This is a genomic window from Oceanobacillus sp. AG (assembly GCF_009746545.1).
GTDB lineage: Bacteria > Bacillota > Bacilli > Bacillales > Amphibacillaceae > Oceanobacillus > Oceanobacillus indicireducens.
Genome location: NZ_WOWT01000046.1, coordinates 1 through 17,471, shown reverse-complemented (window position 1 = coordinate 17,471; position 17,471 = coordinate 1). Strand labels below are relative to the sequence as shown.

Genomic DNA, 17,471 nt, shown 5'->3' with positions numbered 1-17,471 from the left:
AGACCTACATCCGGGTAAAAGGTCGCTGGCATTACTTGTTTTTCTTCTTTGATGCGGTAAAGAAAATCATCTTGTCTTACCCTGTTTCACCAAACCGGGATACGCTGTCGGCCATCAAGGCTTTGGATCAGGTATTTCAAAAGTTCAAAGAGATACCAGAGGACTTAATGTTCGTTGTCGATGGGAATCCCATTTACATTTTGGCTCAGCACTATTTTGCTGGGCATGGGATCCACTTTGACCTTCACAAAGTTATTGGGCTTACCAACGATGACCCCGTGTCCAAAGAATACCGCCCGATGAAACAGATTATTGAGCGTTTAAACCGGTCTTTCAAAGGGAACTACAGGGCAACCACCGGGTTCGGCTCACAAGCTGGCTCTGTTTCCTATGTGACTTTGTTTGTAGCATATTTTAACTTCCTTAGACCACATGCATCACTGGAATACAACGTGCCGGTCATCATTCCGGAGCTTAGAAAGATGCCTAATATGCCGGAACGGTGGACGAAATTAATCGAAATGTCTCAGGACTTCCTTACAGAAATGCAGGCATCCTGATCGAGACATTCCTGACCACAGTTTCCCCTTTGTTTGCCTTGGAAACGTAATCTTAGATGGTTTAGGGGTTGTCAAGTGCTTTCCTTGACTACCCCTAAATCATCTGAGACAATGCGCAGCGGCAAACAAGGAAGGATGTGCTTACCCGCAGTTTTTGGGGTTTATTTGTCGTCCTCTCTTTAGGAACTCGTGTGCTAACTAGAGTCCATTCTGCATTTTCTTTCGTTCTAGCCAGCCTTTTATTGGTCGCTAAAAGGACATGTAGATTCTTCACTTGGTTTTCATAGAACTTTTGACGTTACCTACTAAAACCTCTCATTCTTCCTTTGACAATTGATTCCTTATGCATACATAACGGTTTCGGCAATAAAAAAACCCGAACTGTATGAAAACGCACGTACAGCGCTTCCATATCAATTCAGGTTATGCCCAATTAAGGTTACATCCCTTAAAATTAAGTTAACTTATTTAATTACAATTATAATTTACCATACTTCATGTTTAGTGTCAACGTTTACATTAAAAAATTACTCCACAGCCCAATTTCCATTTTTTTACTTAATCTGTTATACTAAGGCCTGTGTCTTGCGGGCACTCTACTATTAACTCCCCACTCTATTTATTGATTCAGCATCAATAAATAGAGATTGAGAGAGCCGGCAAGGCACATTTTATTTTCTCGGATGTTTAAACATTGGACAAGAGGGTATACATATATTGGAATAAATGATTTAAGGAGGAATGGAATATGTTTGATCTAAGACCGTACAGCAACAGAAGTCAGAATATGATGGAGCAATTTTCGAAAGCATTCGAGGATATGTTCAATCGAGACTTCCTTCCGTCTGGCAAGAATGATTTTCAGTCACTCAGAACAGACATCACGGAAAGCAAGGATGCTTACGTCGTGCAAGCTGATCTTCCAGGATTCTCCAAAAGTGACATTCAAATCAATTTAGAAAACAATCAGCTTACCATCCGGGCAAAGCGTGATGATCAGATGGAAGAACGGGATGAAAACGACCGAGTGATCCGCCAAGAACGCCATTTTGGAGAGTTTGTGCGCTCCTTCTACGTAGAAAATATCGATCAGGATAAAGTGGAAGCTAGTTTGGAAGATGGTGTCCTGAAAGTTAAGCTGCCAAAAGCTAATCCGGATGATAGCGGTTCAGCGAAACAAATTGAAATTAATTAACCCTCTTTCAGACATTCAGAGAGAGTACTCAAGCGACAGGAATCAAAATCTTTGATTTCTGTCGCTTTACTCACTACTTCTTACCTCTTCCAATGTTAGTGCAGGATAAAGTGAAACTTCATTCAGCGGGGAATTCCTTCCCTGCCCACTTTAAAAACACAATGAGTAATAAAAGCCAGGAAACCCCAAGAAGAGAACCACCAACGACATCACTGACATAATGAATACCCAAATACACTCGACTCCATCCAATGCAGAAAATAAAAGCAACATACAATACAAGAACCCAGCGAGCAATCGAGGATTTTTCATATTTTACCAAATAAAGATAAATGATAAATACAAGAAGCCCGTACAGCGTTATCGAATATAACATATGTCCGCTTGGAAAAGATGATGATGATCCTTCAATCAAAGGATGACCATCGTTTAGACGAGGTCGATGAATGAGCATTTTCCAAAAATTCCGGATCACTCTTGATCCTATTACACCAGCTAATAGGACCAGAGCTTTTAAGTAATTCCGCTTTAATAGAAGGATGAGGGCTAAAAGGGTTGCAATGAGCAAACAAAACTTATAACTTGCCAGATGGGTGAACCCCAATGCTATCGTTTCTAACGATTGGTTATAAAATCCGGTAATGAAATGTCCTAAAAAATCGTCGAATAGCAACAGGATATTTTCCTCTTTCTTTAAAAGCCAGACTAAACAAGAAAATAAACACAGACAAATAAAACTTATTAAGATAAGCTTGTTCGATTCTATTTTCATAACTTTCCATTCCCCGTGAAATTCTTTATTTGTAACACTATATGCCCTCAATAAAGAAATGATGTTCGGAATTTTAAGACACGCTGGTTCGTGAAGCGGGAAATTTTTTCGATGAATTCTTATATTACTTTCGTTGGTGAGTATCTACCGTTGCATTTTAAAATGAACGTCAAAAAAGGAAGGGAGATTCGAAAAAATTCCCCTTCCTTTTTTGACGTTTATTTTTGAATATCCTCCAATGTCAACGCCGGATAAATCCCATCCTCATCATGCGTTTCTGTCCCGACAAGCGGTGGATTAAATACGCAAACCATGCGCATGTCTGTTTTCGTACGTACTTCATGTTTGTCATTTTCATTCAGTACGTAAATCGTTCCTGGCTTCAGCTGCCAAACTTTACCGGTTTCGATCTGCTCGATCTCCCCTTCCCCTTCTATGACATAGACAGCTTCGATATGATTTTTATACCAGAAATAGTTTTTCGTACCGCCCTTAATTACCGTATCATTTACACTGAATCCTAATCTATCATATGCGGAAACAAATCTGCGGCTTCTCCAATTCCCATCTGCTACATCATCTTTCGTCCCTACAATATCTTCAAGTGATCTTACAATCATGTTTTACTTCTCCTTTTGCGTCTATTTTAAAATTAAGCAAGTACATGCTTGATACTAGCTTCTAGAATTTCTAATCCTTTGCTTAACCCTTCTTCATCTATTATTAATGGAGGAAGGAATTTCACGACTTCATCTTTCGGTCCAGATGTTTCGATGATTAAACCGCGCTTGAATGCTTCAGCACAAATTTCTTCCGCAAGTCCATCGACATGCACTGCGATCCCTTGCATCAGTCCTCTCCCCCGCGCTCCAGCCTTTAATTCTGGATATTTTTCAACAATGGATTCGGCAGTATCTTTCAAGAAGTCTGCACGCTCCATAATATTTTCGGAAAAATCATCTGTTTCCCAGTAAGTTAACGCTTCTGTTGCAGCGAGGAATGCCAGGTTGTTTCCACGGAATGTTCCATTATGCTCACCTGGTGTCCATTGGTCATATTCCGGCTTAATCAATGTGATTGCCATCGGTAGGCCGATTCCGCCAATTGACTTAGACAAGCAGACAATATCAGGGTTAATTCCAGCTGGTTCGAAGCTAAAGAATGTTCCAGTTCTTCCGCAACCCGCTTGCACGTCATCAATAATCAATAGAATATCAAAACGTTTACAGATTTCCTCGATTCTTTTCAGCCACTCCATCCGAGCAGCATTAATGCCGCCTTCCCCTTGCACCGTCTCTAGAATAATTGCAGCCGGCAAATCAACACCAGTACTGCTTCCTTCTAAATAACTTTCTAAATAGGCAATCGTGTCTTGATCATCAACGAATTGATCAAATGGCATTGACACTGTGTGGTTTAACGGAATTCCCGCACCCTTTCGCTTCGTTGAATTACCTGTTACGGAGAGAGACCCGATCGTCATGCCATGAAAAGCATTTGTAAAACTGATGACCGTTTCACGTCCTGTTACTTTTCTCGCAATTTTAAGTGCGCTTTCTACCGTGTTTGTCCCGGTTGGACCTGGAAACATAATTTTATAGTCGAGGTTTCGAGGTTTAAGGATGGTTTCCTGAAACATTTCAAGAAACTTCTTTCGCGGAGTCGTTCCCATATCGAGGCTATGCAGAATCCCATCATCCTGTATGTACTCGATTAATTTATCTTGCATCGTATCGTTGTTGTGCCCATAATTCAATGCACCCGCCCCGGCAAAGAAATCAATATACTCATTTCCATCTGTATCCCATAATCGATAGCCCTTCGCTTTTTCAAAAACCGTCGGCCATCCGCGGCTGTAACTCCTTACTGCTGATTCCAATTCTTCAAAAGTTTTCATTTTCTCGTTATCCATTACTGCAGTTGTCAAAGTACTCATCCCTTATCATTTTTTATTTATTCACAGGCCCTATTCTGTAAAGCCATTCTTCTTCATGAGTTTCATCTTCAGCCTCTGGAAAGATTTCCGATTCAAAGTATTTACTGATCTTATAATTGGCTTGATGTTTCCTCGCAAGACCAATGAATAAATTATTCGAAGCTGTATTCGACGTTGTTACAGTAGTTTCAATATACTGAATTTCTTCGCAAGACTTACGCTCTAAAAGCTGATTCAGCATTCGGGTTGCCAACCCTTGCCCCCGCTGTGATGCGTGAACAGCGACCTGCCAAATAAATAATGTGTCGGGATTATCCGGATGAATAAATCCAGATACAAATGCAACAGGCTTTCGAACATAACCTCTCTCTTCAATCGCTACAATGGATGTCTCGGAAAATATCTCACACCACATAATATAGCTGTAAGAAGAATTCAAATCGAGGTTGCTAGTCTGCTTAATCAGTTCCCAAACAGCTGCCCCATCTTCCTTGTTCGGTTTCCTAAAATGAAGTTCCTTTTTAACAATTGGCTTCTCAGCCGTTTCTAACGTTTTAATGCTCCCACCACCTAAGTTAATTTTTAATTTTCATTCTTTTAAAGCTTAACGTTAATAAAAAGTTACGTCAAAACGGATAAAACAGGATATAGTGGGATTAAACATGGTTAAGCTGGATTAGCTTACTGTGGCCTATAGATGTCTATAAATAACTGGTAAATAGTTGCTGATTGTCTGCATAACTGCGGATTCTGTTTTTCGTCTTCATTAAAAAAACAAGATTGGTGCTTGATCTAGAGCCTTTTATCGGGGCATTTAATTTTGTTTGATATTTTTTGTAATGTTTTCTTATCGTTAATTGGTGCGGGACGATTGTATATCATAATGGTGCTCCTGCAGTCCATACTGTAGTACAGCCTTAAAAATTTCACTTGACTGCTCTTGGTCCAAAAGGAAGAGCTCCCCCAATCTATCATAGGTACCTCTTTACGTTATAATTCATTTGGTATTTAAGTATTTGCACACCCTCGTTTATAAATAACCATTCAAATTCGATAAAGTTCGGCATTTTCCGATTGATGACGGCATTTAGGAAGTGTATTAACTACTTCACCTCGTTTAAATAAGAGCTTTATCACATTGGGGTCGGAACAATTGTCTTCCGGGATGGAGTAAGTTTTTTTATCGGGGGAGTGTGTGAATTCCTTTAGTTGTTTAAAAAATTTGGTTAAAAAAGAGGAAATAAACATTTGGTTTCCAAGAGACCAAACGTCTATTTCCTTAGGCTTTGATGCTTTACGATTAATCCATTAAGGTAATTTATTGCATCAAACTATATACTCATTACGCCACCTTTAGATGCATTAGTTACCAACTTCGAATACCTTCCTAACCATCCTTGTTTAATCTTCGGTTCGAATGGTGGCAGGTTTTTCTTTCTTTCTGCTAAAACTTCATCTGTTAGGTCAACGTTGATTGTACGATTTGGTAGGTCAATCGTAATCATATCTCCGTTTTCAATTAATGCAATTGGGCCACCTTCTGCAGCTTCAGGTGAAATATGTCCGACTGAAATTCCGCGCGATGCACCGGAAAATCGGCCGTCTGTGAGAAGTGCAACAGATTTACCAAGTCCGCGTCCCATTATAGCAGAAGTTGGAGCGAGCATCTCCGGCATACCCGGCCCGCCTTTGGGTCCTTCATAACGAATAACGACAACATGCCCTTCTTTTACTGTACCGTTATCAATCGCTTCTTGCGCTTCATCTTGTGAGTTAAAAACAATGGCTTCACCAACAAACACTTTAATGCTCGGGTCTACCGCACCAACTTTAATGACGGCACCCTCTGGCGCTAGGTTACCGAATAGGATCGACAGTCCACCAACTGGGCTGTATGGATTGTCTTTCGTACGAATAACTTGATCATTAGTGATTTCATAATTGCTAACAAGCTCCCCCATCGTTTGGCCTGTAATCGTCAAGCGTTCAGGGTGCATGGCGCCTGGAGTCTTCGTTAGTTCATTAATAATCGCACTGACGCCACCTGCTTTGTTTATATCATCCATCGAGATGTCGGATGCAGGCATGATTTTTGCAAGATATGGCACGCGTTCTGCGACTTTATTAATCTCTTCCAACGAATACTCAATACCGGCTTCATTCGCAATTGCTAATGTATGTAAAACTGTATTGGTGGAACCACCCATTGCCATATCCAATGCAAATGCATCATCAATCGCTTCTTTTGTAATCAGGTCACGAGGTTTAACGTCTTCTTTCACCATGCGCACGAGATGTTTAGCAGCTTCATAGATTAATTCTTTCCGCTTTTCACTTGTGGCGACAATCGATCCGTTCCCAGGAAGTGCAAGCCCTAACATTTCCATTAAACAGTTCATCGAATTGGCTGTAAACATTCCTGAACAAGAGCCGCATGTCGGACAAGCATTTTGTTCGATGAATTCGAATTCTTCTTCTGACATTTTACCAGCTTTCACCGAACCAACACCCTCAAAAACGGATGTTAATGATAAATTCTTCCCATCTTGACTAATCCCCGCTTCCATCGGTCCGCCGGAAACAAAAACAGAAGGAACGTTGGTACGAGCCGCTGCCATTAGCATTCCGGGTGTGATTTTATCACAGTTTGGAATGTAGAAGACACCGTCAAACCAGTGAGCATTAATGACCGTTTCTGCACTGTCAGCAATTAGTTCCCGACTTGGGAGAGAATAACGCATTCCAATATGTCCCATAGCAATCCCATCATCGACACCGATTGTATTAAATTCAAATGGAATACCACCGGCTTCATAAATCGCATCTTTTACGACGTCAGCAAATTCACGCAAGTGCACATGTCCTGGAATAATATCAATATACGAGTTACATACCCCGATAAATGGCTTTTGTAAATCCCCGGGTTTTACTTTTCCAGTCGCATATAAGAGACTGCGGTGTGGACCACGATCAAGTCCGATTTTGATTTTATCACTTCTCATTTTATTCACCCTTTAAAAAAATTTAAATATTATTGTTATTTTAAATGTTGAGTTGTCTGCTGTCAACAACGTTGTATGACTTCGTTATGAACTTTAAAGCGTTTATAAAGTGAAGGATTACAGACCGTTAATGGGTAATAAAAAATAAGAACCCCTATGACTTCAATCATAAGAGGTTCAATCCAATCCCAGTGCTTTCATCGCATGTAAAATATGAATCTTCATTGCACTTCTTGCCCCTTCTGGGTTGCGGTTTCGCATAAAGTCCATAATCATACGATGATCACTGATTGTATCTTTAATCGCCATTTCTTTTTCATTCGTTAAAATAACGCCTTTTGCAATCGCTCGTTGAATGACAGGCATTAGTCTTTCCATAAATGCATTGTGTGTCGCTTTCACAATGCATTTATGGAATTTATGCTCCACTTCTGTGCGATCTTCGTTGTTTTTTACTTTTTCTTCTATTAATAAACCATAATCAATAATTCGTTTTAACTCGGCTTCACTCGCTCGAATCGTTGCAAGGTAGGCAACCTCTGGTTCAAAGATGAGACGGATTTCATATAAATCTTTCGTGTCGATTTTAGCATCGGCAAGGAAGCTTAAGGATTCGATATTGTTGATGTCAACGTCATCTTTGACATATGTACCTTTTCCACGGCGGATTTCTAAAATGCTGTTTGTCACAAGAATGCGGATTGCTTCCCGTAACGTTGTCCGGCTGATATCAAGTTCTTCGGATAGCTCGATTTCGTTTGGTAGTTTATCTCCTGGTTTAAAACGTTTTTCTATAGAAATCATCGCAATAATATCGTCTGCAATATGGTCAGATAATCTTTTTTGAACCATATACTTTATCACCCTGTTTTGTTTTCTTACTAGTATAGCATATAGGTTATAAAAGCAGATTTCGATAAGTGACAGGAAGCAATAAAAGTTTTATGATAAGTAAGAAACATGCGGAATCGATTTCTTATTTCTTTCTATACTTATCATTAACCACCACATACCCAACATGGTTAATCTTATCCCACTCTGTCTTCTTGTAATTGAGCATCTTAAGCATGTGATTAATCCATTCAAAGTCATATTCTCTAAAATTGAAAGAGTCCGCCCAGGCTTTGGTATCTTCATAATCAGGATGATTTGGATCCCTGTAAATTTCAAGAAATTCATAAAAATTGTCCATCCCGCCCACATCTTCAGGTGGCGCAGTTCCCGCTCCATCCAGAAGGGTAGGATAACCAAAATAGTAATCATCGACTATTTTTTCAAGTTTAATCGTGAAATTCCAATTATCGCCGTAATCATAGACATAGTTAATTTCTTTGTATTTTTCCAAGTATCCATCAATTTTTAAACCACTAGGTTTCCGAACTTCTGCCTGCTCCCTCCCTTGATATTTTTGCTCGAATACCCGCATATTATCTGGCATTGTCTCTAATCGTTTTTTGAAAACAGCCTTGTTCTTTTTATAATTCTGATACTCCAGATATGCTTCTTCATTATTCGTTACTTTTATATTTTCTTCTATCAAGTTAAATTCATAGAGGTGATAGCCATCTGAAGGATAGCCTCCCTGAAAATTGGTCACAGTTTGGATCGAATCATGCAATCTTTTATAAGTTGCGTCCGCTGGCATAATGACGCTTCTCCAAATTAATGGATTGGATTCTTTTAGTTCTATCGTTATAATATATGCTTTCATTTTGTTGATACGCTCCTTGCTTGATTCTATTATTAGTGATTGTATCATCACCTCTCCCTCGCCTATTAATAGAATTTAATTAGTTCCGAGAATCTGCAACAACACGCAATTGCCGCTTCAGTATCTTACCACTAGCATTCCGCGGCAATTCCTCTACTATTTCCACTTGTTTCGGAACTTTGAAGTTCGCTAAATGAGCCCTTACATGCTCGAGGATTTTTTCTTTTGTAATCGGAGCTTTTACAACGACAAAGGCAGACACTGCTTCAATCCACTTTTCATCCGGCACACCGACAACAGCAACTTCAGCAATCTCAGGCAGCTGATAAATACAATCCTCAATCTCCCTTGAAGCAACAAGCACCCCACCGGTGTTAATAACATCCCTCACACGATCAACCACTTCGATAAAGCCATTCTCATCCTGCTTAACGAGGTCACCAGAGCGGAACCATCCATCGACAAAAGCATCTTCTGTAGCTGCGGGCTTGTTCCAATAACCAAGGCAAAGTTGAGGAGAGCGGTAAGCAATTTCACCAAGTTCACCGATTGCGACACGATTACCCTCTGAGCCCACGACTTGTGCCTCAACGAACAATAGAGGTCTGCCTGCTGAACCTGGATGGTCTGCATGCTCTTCTGGACGCAGGACCGTACAAGCTGGCCCCATTTCAGATTGGCCGAACACATTGTAAAAACCGAGTTTCGGCAAATGACTTTGTAACCTTTCAAGAATTGGTCCAGGCATAATCGAAGCACCGTAATACGCTTTCCGCAGCGTATCAAGCTCACGAACCGCGAGATCCGGATGATTCGCTAAGGAAACCCAAACGGTTGGTGCGGCAAAGAAGGAAGTAATCGCTTCTTGTTCCATCGTTGCTAGCACCTCTTCAGGAACTGGTGCAGGTAGAATCTTATTCCAGCCTCCGACCATTAGAGCAGGCAGCAAGAACACATGCATCTGTGCCGAATGATAGAGCGGCAAACTATGAAGCGCCCTGTCCGACTCCTCAATGTCCAATCCTTGAATACAACTCATATAATGGTAAATCAAGGCACGATGTGTCATAATCGCACCCTTTGGATCAGACGTTGTCCCCGACGTGTAGAGAAGCTGCGCAATATCTGTATCTTCCACAGCAAATTCATCATCCTGCAAGGTTTTATCATCGTCACTCAGAGCCCATGTAAGGATTTCCTCTTCAAAAAGCAAAACACTCCGCTCACGATTTGACTTCGTTTTAGTGATTGTCTCTGCTAATTCACAGTCAGCAAAGATAAGAACCGGGTCCGAATCGCTAAGAATATAGTCAAGCTCATCTCCATGTAATTGAAAATTCACTGGGACATGAATGGCGCCTAAACGGGCAGTTGCCAAGAATAAAAGTACATACATATCGGAATTTCTTCCATAAGCGGCGACACGGTCTCCTTTTGTAACACCTTGTCCACGCAAGCCCTGCGCAACACGTGTAACTGCTTTATCCAGTTCTAAGTAACTCCATTCCCTGTCATCAAAAATAATAGCAGTGCTATTTGGGACACGCGCGGCTGTACGTCGGATCGTTTCGGCTATAGTGCTTGTTCTCACGGTTCATTCATCCTCTCTAATTTGGTGGTAGCTTTAATAGCTTAATAATAAAACCTCACCCGGAACTACAGGTAAGACTTTTCCTCTATCAACTACGAGAGATTGCCCCTTAATATACTTAACTTCTTCGGATGCAAAGAAACAAACTGCCACTCCAATATCCTCTAGTTCACCATAGGGATTCTGTCTGTTAACCTAAACATATTAGTTAGTTTCCTCTTTTAGCATTAAAAATAGAAACTTTTTTGCCATTATCGGATCGTTCGCAGATTTTTTCCAATCGTTGCTGGGTTGACGAATTTCGCTATTATTTATTATATTAGTAATTCAACTCTCGAACACCAATTATGTGATTATTGTGAATATTACAAGTAAATATTCACCTATGTTACGATGGAGTGGTATGGACCAAAAGAAGAGATAGAATCTACATACTACATGGGAAATAAAGTAAGTATATATGTCACTCAGGTGCTCAGCGTCAAGAATAGCATCCCTCCCCTTAACACATTAGGCATGAGATATCCTTTCCATTCTACATTTAAAAAATCAAATCTAAATCGATGAACAAATCATCGAATATATTAACCTTTACTTTATCTTGCTTTGAAAATGTTCCCTTTTTGACAAATTCCTTGTTCTCCAATAAATAAACTTCAATTAAATCATAAGCTGGATCCACTATCCAATACTCTTTAACACCGCTATTTTTATAGAGATTAAATTTTGTCACCTTATCTTTTTGAGCAGTTGACTTAGATAATATCTCAATAACTAAATCCGGAGCTCCCGCAATATGATTTTCTTTCTTCTTACTTTTATCGCAAATAACAGAGATATCTGGGCGAACCCACTCTCTTATTTTCGTAACGTCCTCTAGACCTTCTAATGAAACATCAATTTCAGGTATCACTTCGCACTTCTTCCCTCGTAGATAAATGTTAAATTCTGTTACGAGTTCCTTTGCAATTGTTTGGTGCTTCACACTTGGAGAGGGGGACATATTATAAAGTTCGCCATCAATTATTTCGTATTTTACATTTTCACCCATACTTAAATATTGATCATAAGTTAACATATTATCTTCTTTTCTTAAAGGCATCGTTTTCTACCTCCCCTTGTATAGTATACTACACTTTATTTTCATTTTATTCTACACAAATTAAGGTAATCTTCTGCCCTCCTTCATTACAAAAAACCCCCAAAGATATTCATTCTTACCTTTGAGGGTCAATCTCCATAATTTCACTTACTCACTCACATTTCCCTCCGCAGGGATCGGGTTATCCTTCAATATCTTCGCTAAGTGAACAAGATTATGACTTGCAATCTGTGCATTTTTTTGTGTGAATTCATTATTTTTACCTTTTGCCTCAATGTAAGATGGGCCTGGACCGGCATCCCCCACCCAGTAGGACAGTGGATTAGGTGGCAAGGAGAATCCAAAATGTCCTAAGCTGAAGAGAATATCTCTCGCCGCATGTTTGGCACCATCTTCATTACCAGTCACTACAGCCCCGGCAACTTTATTATAATAGACGGGTTGTCCTTTATTATTCGTCTCTGAACCAGATCCACTAATTCGTTCCAGAACCATTTTGGCAACACTACTCTTTTCACCAATCCACAAAGGTGTTCCAAAGAGTAGAATATCAACATTTTCTATTTTCTCTGCAATTACTGGCCACTCGTCCCCGTCGCCCATATCAGCCTCAACGCCAAATGCTATATGATAATCTACTACTCGAATCGTTTCTGTTTCTATTTGTTTTTCTCTAAAGACATTGATGAACTCTTCTAACAAAGCATCAGTATTGGACACTTCATTAGAGGGTTTTAAGGAACAGTTTAAGATTAATGCTTTCATAAAAGACACTTCCTTTCTTTAATATATATTGTTTCTTCCCGATTTCATTAATGTATAATCGTTGTTCAGATAACTAGATCATTTTCGCTGCGCTAGGTACGTTACCTAACAATTATTGATACAACTCAAGAGTTGACAGATATAAAAAACGAGTCAATCAGGGATATTTCCCGATTAACTCGTTGAATCAACTTAGAATCTTAAAATCTATTCTTACTTCTACTAAAAAGTAGTTTGGCAGTCCTACTCTCTATAGCAGGCTTCATTTACTATTGGACTCTAAAGTTAATCATTCCAAAGTGCTGCGATACCTTCTAAAGAGAACCAACCCGCAATTAACGTAATAATGACGGCAAGAATACCAAAAGCAAGTAGCCATGTTGGATGATGGTAATCACCAACAATACTTTTCTTCCGCGATGCAATCAGTACAGCGCCCAATGTAAGTGGTAAGATCAAGCCATTTAAAGACCCTACAATAACTAAAATGACGACTGGTCTTCCAACAAATACAAATACTAAAGTTGAAAAGGCAATGAATCCAATAATAATATATTTACTATATTCTGCAAACTTTTTATGGAAAGAACGCAAGAAAGAAACACTTGTATAGGCAGAACCAATTACAGAGGTCAATGCTGCTGCCCAAATTACGATACCGAATATTTTATATCCGACGTCCCCTAGAGCAATTTGAAATACAGAGGCTGCAGGGTTACTGGCATCAAGTTTATACCCAGCTGTTACAACACCTAATACCGCGAGAAAAAGAAAGACTCGCATGACACCTGTCGTGAGTATTCCATAGCTAGCTGCTTTTGATACGAGAGACACATGTTCTTTTCCAGTTACGCCAGCATCAATTAAACGGTGTCCCCCTGCAAATGTAATATAACCCCCGACGGTTCCACCTACTAATGTAACAATTGGAAGGATTAGGGACCTAAATTCATCCGGAATGAAACTCTTTACTACGGCTTCTCCTACCGGTGGGCTGGTTGTAAACATGACATACCCAACCATCGAAATCATGACTACTCCAAGAATAACCACGACAATATCCATAACTTTCCCTGCATCTTTCAATAAAAATATGATAATTGCCAAAATTGCAGTTATGACTGCACCTGTTTCAGCTGAAACGCCGAACATGACGTTCATTCCAAGTCCCCCACCGGCTACGTTTCCAATATTAAAAGCCAGTCCTCCAATCACGATCAATACCGCAATGAGAGATCCCAGTCCCGGAAAGACCATATTTGTTACATCTTGTCCGCGTTTTCCCGTTACAACAAGGACACGCCATATATTTAATTGCGCCCCTATATCAATGATGATAGAAGCTAAAATGGCAAAACCAAAGCTCGCAAGAAACTGTTCGGTAAATACCGTAGTTTGTGTTAAAAACGCTGGTCCAATTGATGATGTTGCCATTAGGAAGACAGCGCCCAGTATGATTCTCCTACGCCCTACAATTTGATTCCCGGGTTGTAAATTACTCATTTTCTTTCTCCCTCCACTTCCACTGTGATAAAAAGTATTAAATAAAACTCTTATGAACTTATTATCTCTAACTTTGTAATACTGTCCGGAAACATTTCTGCAATATAAATGGATCCGTTTTCATCAACTGCTATTCCATGACCGTATATCCCAAAGGTTCGGCACCTTCCTATCAAATTCTGTTTCGAATCAAATAAGTTAAGACTTGGAGTTTGATCCGTTACATAAATATAGCCTTCTTTATCAAACCATATATCCATCGGGTGATACAGATTCCTCATCTCTTGAAGAAAGGCTCCCTGCTGGTTAAAGATTTGAATTCGATTATTCTCACGGTCTGTAATATATAAATGATCTTGGCTATCCGCTACAATTGCATGAGGGGTTGAAAATGCTCCTGCTTCTGCCCCTTTTTCTCCCCATGTATTCACTAATTGCCAATTAGAATCGAAGTGATGCACGCAACAATTCCCATAACCATCCGTCACATAATAGTGTCCATTTGATGTCATCGCAATGTCCGTTGGATGGTTAAAAGGTCTTCTCCACGCTCCAGGAAATCGTTTGTCCCCAATACTATCTAGCTTTTCACCAGTATGGTTAAAAAATACGATTCGATGAGAATCACGGTCTACTACAAATACTTTATTATCAGGAGTTGTATACAAATAGTGCCCATCAACGATATCCATATCTGTCCAAGAATCAATCAGTTCACCAGTACGATTAAAGATCAACATAAAAGGTTGGCTTCTCTGCAATACAAAGATTTTTCCCTCATGGTCAATTGTTACTGCCGAAATATTCGTGTAAGAAAGGGAAGTCGGAAGCTTCCCCCACCCTTTATTTACTTGATACCGTTTCGGACCAAGTCGGAATACATGCATAAAAGAATCACCTCAAATTCTTTCATAAGAATTATACGATTGGCTCTGTTAGTACATTTACATAATAATGATGTTTAATAGAACGATTTAAAACAGGATCACGTAATTCAAACTCATATTTGTCAGCAAAATCTAGCGTATTTTCCTCCGTATTTATTGTAGCTGAGAAGAACATATTTCCATCATCTTTTACATTGAGCTTGGAAAAATGCTCCTCCCATTGCTCTGGATTTAACAAATCTGCACAGGTTCCTTGTTGATAAACCTTTTTTTCTCCCTCAGAAGTTACCCAACAGATCAGTTCTAATTGATCCCAATGGTCTTTTACATCCTCATATTTCCATACATCTCCAGCAATCACATTCGGATATGCCTGTTTAGACATTGGTACACTGAATGTTTCTAATTTCCGATCAGTATGATCGCTACCAACAGTGACAAATAACTCGTCATCATGCCAAATAAGTACGTATTCAATTTCTCCACTTGTTTCTTTATGCTGGACTTGTACTTCTGATGTCGTTGAAACAATATAATCAGAAACAGGGAAAAGAATCGGAGTTGTGGTAGGAGCCTCCACACCTAATTTCACCAATTCATCAATATGTTCTTGGACTTTTTCCTGATCACTTCCCGCATATCCAGCATTAAATACATGATTAACGTCAAATTCAATTGATTTATTTTCTCCTTGCACATGTAAGCTCAGTTTGTTTTTCATAATAATTCCTCCATTATTCATATTTTTATTTATTAATATAGTTTCGGTACTCTGCTAGAGAAAACCGGAACACTTTCTCTGATCTTAGGGACAGCATCTAAATCTAGCGTCGCAATGAGCGTCTCTTCCTTTACCTCACTTCCAACTTTTATTACATCCCCCCAAGGATCAATAATCATCGATGTCCCCGCAAAGGTCTCGGTATCATTAGAGCCAGTAATATTAGAAGATACAATAAACATTTGATTCTCAATCGCCCTAGCTAATTGCAGATATTTCCAATGGTTTTTTCTAACTAATGGCCATTCGGCAACAACATGCAAGATTTGGGCACCCTCCAAGGCAAGCTTCCTCGCAAGTTCAGGAAACCTCAAATCATAGCAAATGATAACCCCCATCTTGATTCCTTCCAGTTCAAATGTTTCTATCTGGTTTGTACCACCAGTTAAATATTTATGTTCATTAAGCATTGGTACTAAATGTATTTTGTCATATCTATGCACAACAGATCCTTCTCGGTTTATTACTAGACTTGTGTTATATATTTTCCCTTCTTTTTTGTTTGCAATTGAACCCCCGACAATATTTACATGATGCTGTTTTGCTAGTTTCTGCAGCAAGGACTGAGTTGGCTCGTTATCTTCATCGGAAAGCTTGTCCAATTCTGCTAGTGTAAAACCGGTGTTCCACATTTCCGGAAGTACAAGAACATCGGGTTTTTCTTTTTCCATCGTTTCATTAATCCAACTACTCACTTTCTCCCTATTTTCTTGCGGGTTACCAACAATAAGATTCATTTGATAAACTGCATATTTCATTCTTTAACCCCCTGTTTTAATTACTACTTTTGTCCATACTATTATAGGATTTCATCGTATTATCCAAATGTAGAAGTAAAGCTGTTTTTGCATCTTCAATATTTTTAGCTTCTATAGCCATGAGAATCGCTTCATGCTCTTCAATTACTTCGTGCATTCTTCCTTTTTTCCTGATGGCCCGATGGCCAATCAAAACAGTTAGATCATGTAATCTCATGAAGAATTCTTCTATTAAAAAATAGTTAGTTCCCCGAATAATTTGATTGTGGAATTTTTGATCCAACTTCATAAAAAGTTGCTTATTCTCCTTACTAACTGTCTCTCTTTGTTCCAACAAAATGTGCTTTAATTCCTGAACCTGTTCTTCTGTAACCACTTTCAAAAAATCCATCAATACTTCTTTTTCGATAGCTCTTCGAAGGATAAAGATCTGATTAATTTCTGTTTTTGAAAATCCTCTTACCTTTACTCCTTTCCTTGGCACCGTTTGCAGTAAGCCGTCGTAAACCAAACCCTGAACCGCCTCTCTGACAGGAGTTCTTGAAATACCTAGTACTTTCGCAAAGTCTTCCTCTGTATAAAATTCCTCAAAATCCAGCTGGTTTGAAAGTATAGCAGATTTCAATTCTTTGTATGCAATTTCGAAAACTGTTTCTCTTTTAATAGATTTACCAAAATTAAGCTTACTCATTTCGTTACCCCTCTGCGAATCTTTATGTATACATAATACAGTATACATAAAGATAAGTAAAGATATAATAATATGAATACTTTATTTTTTCTCTCCCTCTATATACTTTGATTATCTTCAAAATGCTCCTGTTTTCTTAGAATTACTCAAACGCCATTTTATAGAATGTATTGGTGGGCATAGTGTTCACTCAGAGTGCGGAATATTCAAACAGGGT

The 17,471-nt window shown here is 39.2% G+C and carries 17 protein-coding genes; 2 read left to right on the top strand and 15 right to left on the bottom strand.

Going from position 1 to position 17,471, the window contains the following annotated elements:
* Both GN217_RS17710 and GN217_RS17705 read left to right on the top strand, forming a co-directional pair.
* Positions 1–560 (top strand): DDE-type integrase/transposase/recombinase (locus GN217_RS17710; protein WP_156857970.1); only part of this gene is annotated, 560 nt, incomplete at its 5' end.
* 748 nt (positions 561–1,308) lie between these two features.
* Complete coding sequence (locus GN217_RS17705; RefSeq protein WP_156857969.1) at positions 1,309–1,755, top strand: Hsp20/alpha crystallin family protein; 447 nt, start codon at positions 1,309–1,311, stop codon at positions 1,753–1,755.
* Between the two features lie 118 nt (positions 1,756–1,873).
* Here GN217_RS17705 and GN217_RS17700 read toward each other — a convergent pair whose 3' ends face one another.
* The 15 genes from GN217_RS17700 to GN217_RS17630 all read right to left on the bottom strand — a co-directional run bounded on the left by GN217_RS17700 (position 1,874) and on the right by GN217_RS17630 (position 17,254).
* The gene (locus GN217_RS17700; protein WP_198042717.1) at positions 1,874–2,428 is read right to left on the bottom strand and encodes a phosphatase PAP2 family protein; all 555 of its coding nucleotides are present in this window, start codon (positions 2,426–2,428) and stop codon (positions 1,874–1,876) included.
* Positions 2,429–2,745: 317 nt separating this feature from the next.
* Positions 2,746–3,147 carry an ectoine synthase gene (locus GN217_RS17695; RefSeq protein WP_156857967.1) on the bottom strand — a complete coding sequence of 134 codons (402 nt, stop codon included), beginning with the start codon at positions 3,145–3,147 and terminating at the stop codon, positions 2,746–2,748.
* 32 nt (positions 3,148–3,179) lie between these two features.
* The gene (gene ectB, locus GN217_RS17690; RefSeq protein WP_156857971.1) at positions 3,180–4,439 is read right to left on the bottom strand and encodes a diaminobutyrate--2-oxoglutarate transaminase; all 1,260 of its coding nucleotides are present in this window, start codon (positions 4,437–4,439) and stop codon (positions 3,180–3,182) included.
* Between the two features lie 37 nt (positions 4,440–4,476).
* Positions 4,477–4,992 (bottom strand): diaminobutyrate acetyltransferase, encoded by a 516-nt coding sequence (gene ectA, locus GN217_RS17685; protein WP_370459820.1) that lies wholly within the window; start codon positions 4,990–4,992, stop codon positions 4,477–4,479.
* An 802-nt stretch (positions 4,993–5,794) separates the two neighbouring features.
* Entirely contained in the window at positions 5,795–7,465 is a 1,671-nt protein-coding gene (ilvD, locus tag GN217_RS17680; RefSeq protein WP_156857965.1) for a dihydroxy-acid dehydratase, read from the bottom strand.
* Between the two features lie 177 nt (positions 7,466–7,642).
* Complete coding sequence (locus tag GN217_RS17675) at positions 7,643–8,317, bottom strand: FadR/GntR family transcriptional regulator (protein ID WP_156857964.1); 675 nt, start codon at positions 8,315–8,317, stop codon at positions 7,643–7,645.
* 124 nt (positions 8,318–8,441) lie between these two features.
* On the bottom strand, positions 8,442–9,176 hold the full coding sequence (locus tag GN217_RS17670; RefSeq protein ID WP_156857963.1) for a plasmid pRiA4b ORF-3 family protein: 735 nt from the start codon (positions 9,174–9,176) through the stop codon (positions 8,442–8,444).
* Between the two features lie 79 nt (positions 9,177–9,255).
* Positions 9,256–10,767, bottom strand: a complete 1,512-nt coding sequence (locus GN217_RS17665) for a fatty acyl-CoA synthetase (protein WP_156857962.1) — start codon at positions 10,765–10,767, stop codon at positions 9,256–9,258.
* Between the two features lie 541 nt (positions 10,768–11,308).
* Positions 11,309–11,869, bottom strand: a complete 561-nt coding sequence (locus tag GN217_RS17660) for a Uma2 family endonuclease (RefSeq protein ID WP_156857961.1) — start codon at positions 11,867–11,869, stop codon at positions 11,309–11,311.
* A 147-nt stretch (positions 11,870–12,016) separates the two neighbouring features.
* On the bottom strand, positions 12,017–12,634 hold the full coding sequence (locus GN217_RS17655; RefSeq protein WP_156857960.1) for a flavodoxin family protein: 618 nt from the start codon (positions 12,632–12,634) through the stop codon (positions 12,017–12,019).
* Positions 12,635–12,919: 285 nt separating this feature from the next.
* Entirely contained in the window at positions 12,920–14,137 is a 1,218-nt protein-coding gene (locus GN217_RS17650) for an NRAMP family divalent metal transporter (protein WP_156857959.1), read from the bottom strand.
* A gap of 50 nt (positions 14,138–14,187) precedes the next feature.
* Positions 14,188–15,024, bottom strand: coding sequence for an NHL repeat-containing protein (locus tag GN217_RS17645; RefSeq protein ID WP_156857958.1), 837 nt, complete (start codon positions 15,022–15,024; stop codon positions 14,188–14,190).
* Positions 15,025–15,055: 31 nt separating this feature from the next.
* Positions 15,056–15,745, bottom strand: a complete 690-nt coding sequence (locus tag GN217_RS17640; RefSeq protein WP_232334495.1) for a DUF2848 domain-containing protein — start codon at positions 15,743–15,745, stop codon at positions 15,056–15,058.
* 32 nt (positions 15,746–15,777) lie between these two features.
* The gene (locus GN217_RS17635) at positions 15,778–16,563 is read right to left on the bottom strand and encodes a carbon-nitrogen family hydrolase (protein WP_156857956.1); all 786 of its coding nucleotides are present in this window, start codon (positions 16,561–16,563) and stop codon (positions 15,778–15,780) included.
* 16 nt (positions 16,564–16,579) lie between these two features.
* Entirely contained in the window at positions 16,580–17,254 is a 675-nt protein-coding gene (locus tag GN217_RS17630; protein WP_188856163.1) for a GntR family transcriptional regulator, read from the bottom strand.
* Positions 17,255–17,471 lie beyond the last annotated feature (217 nt).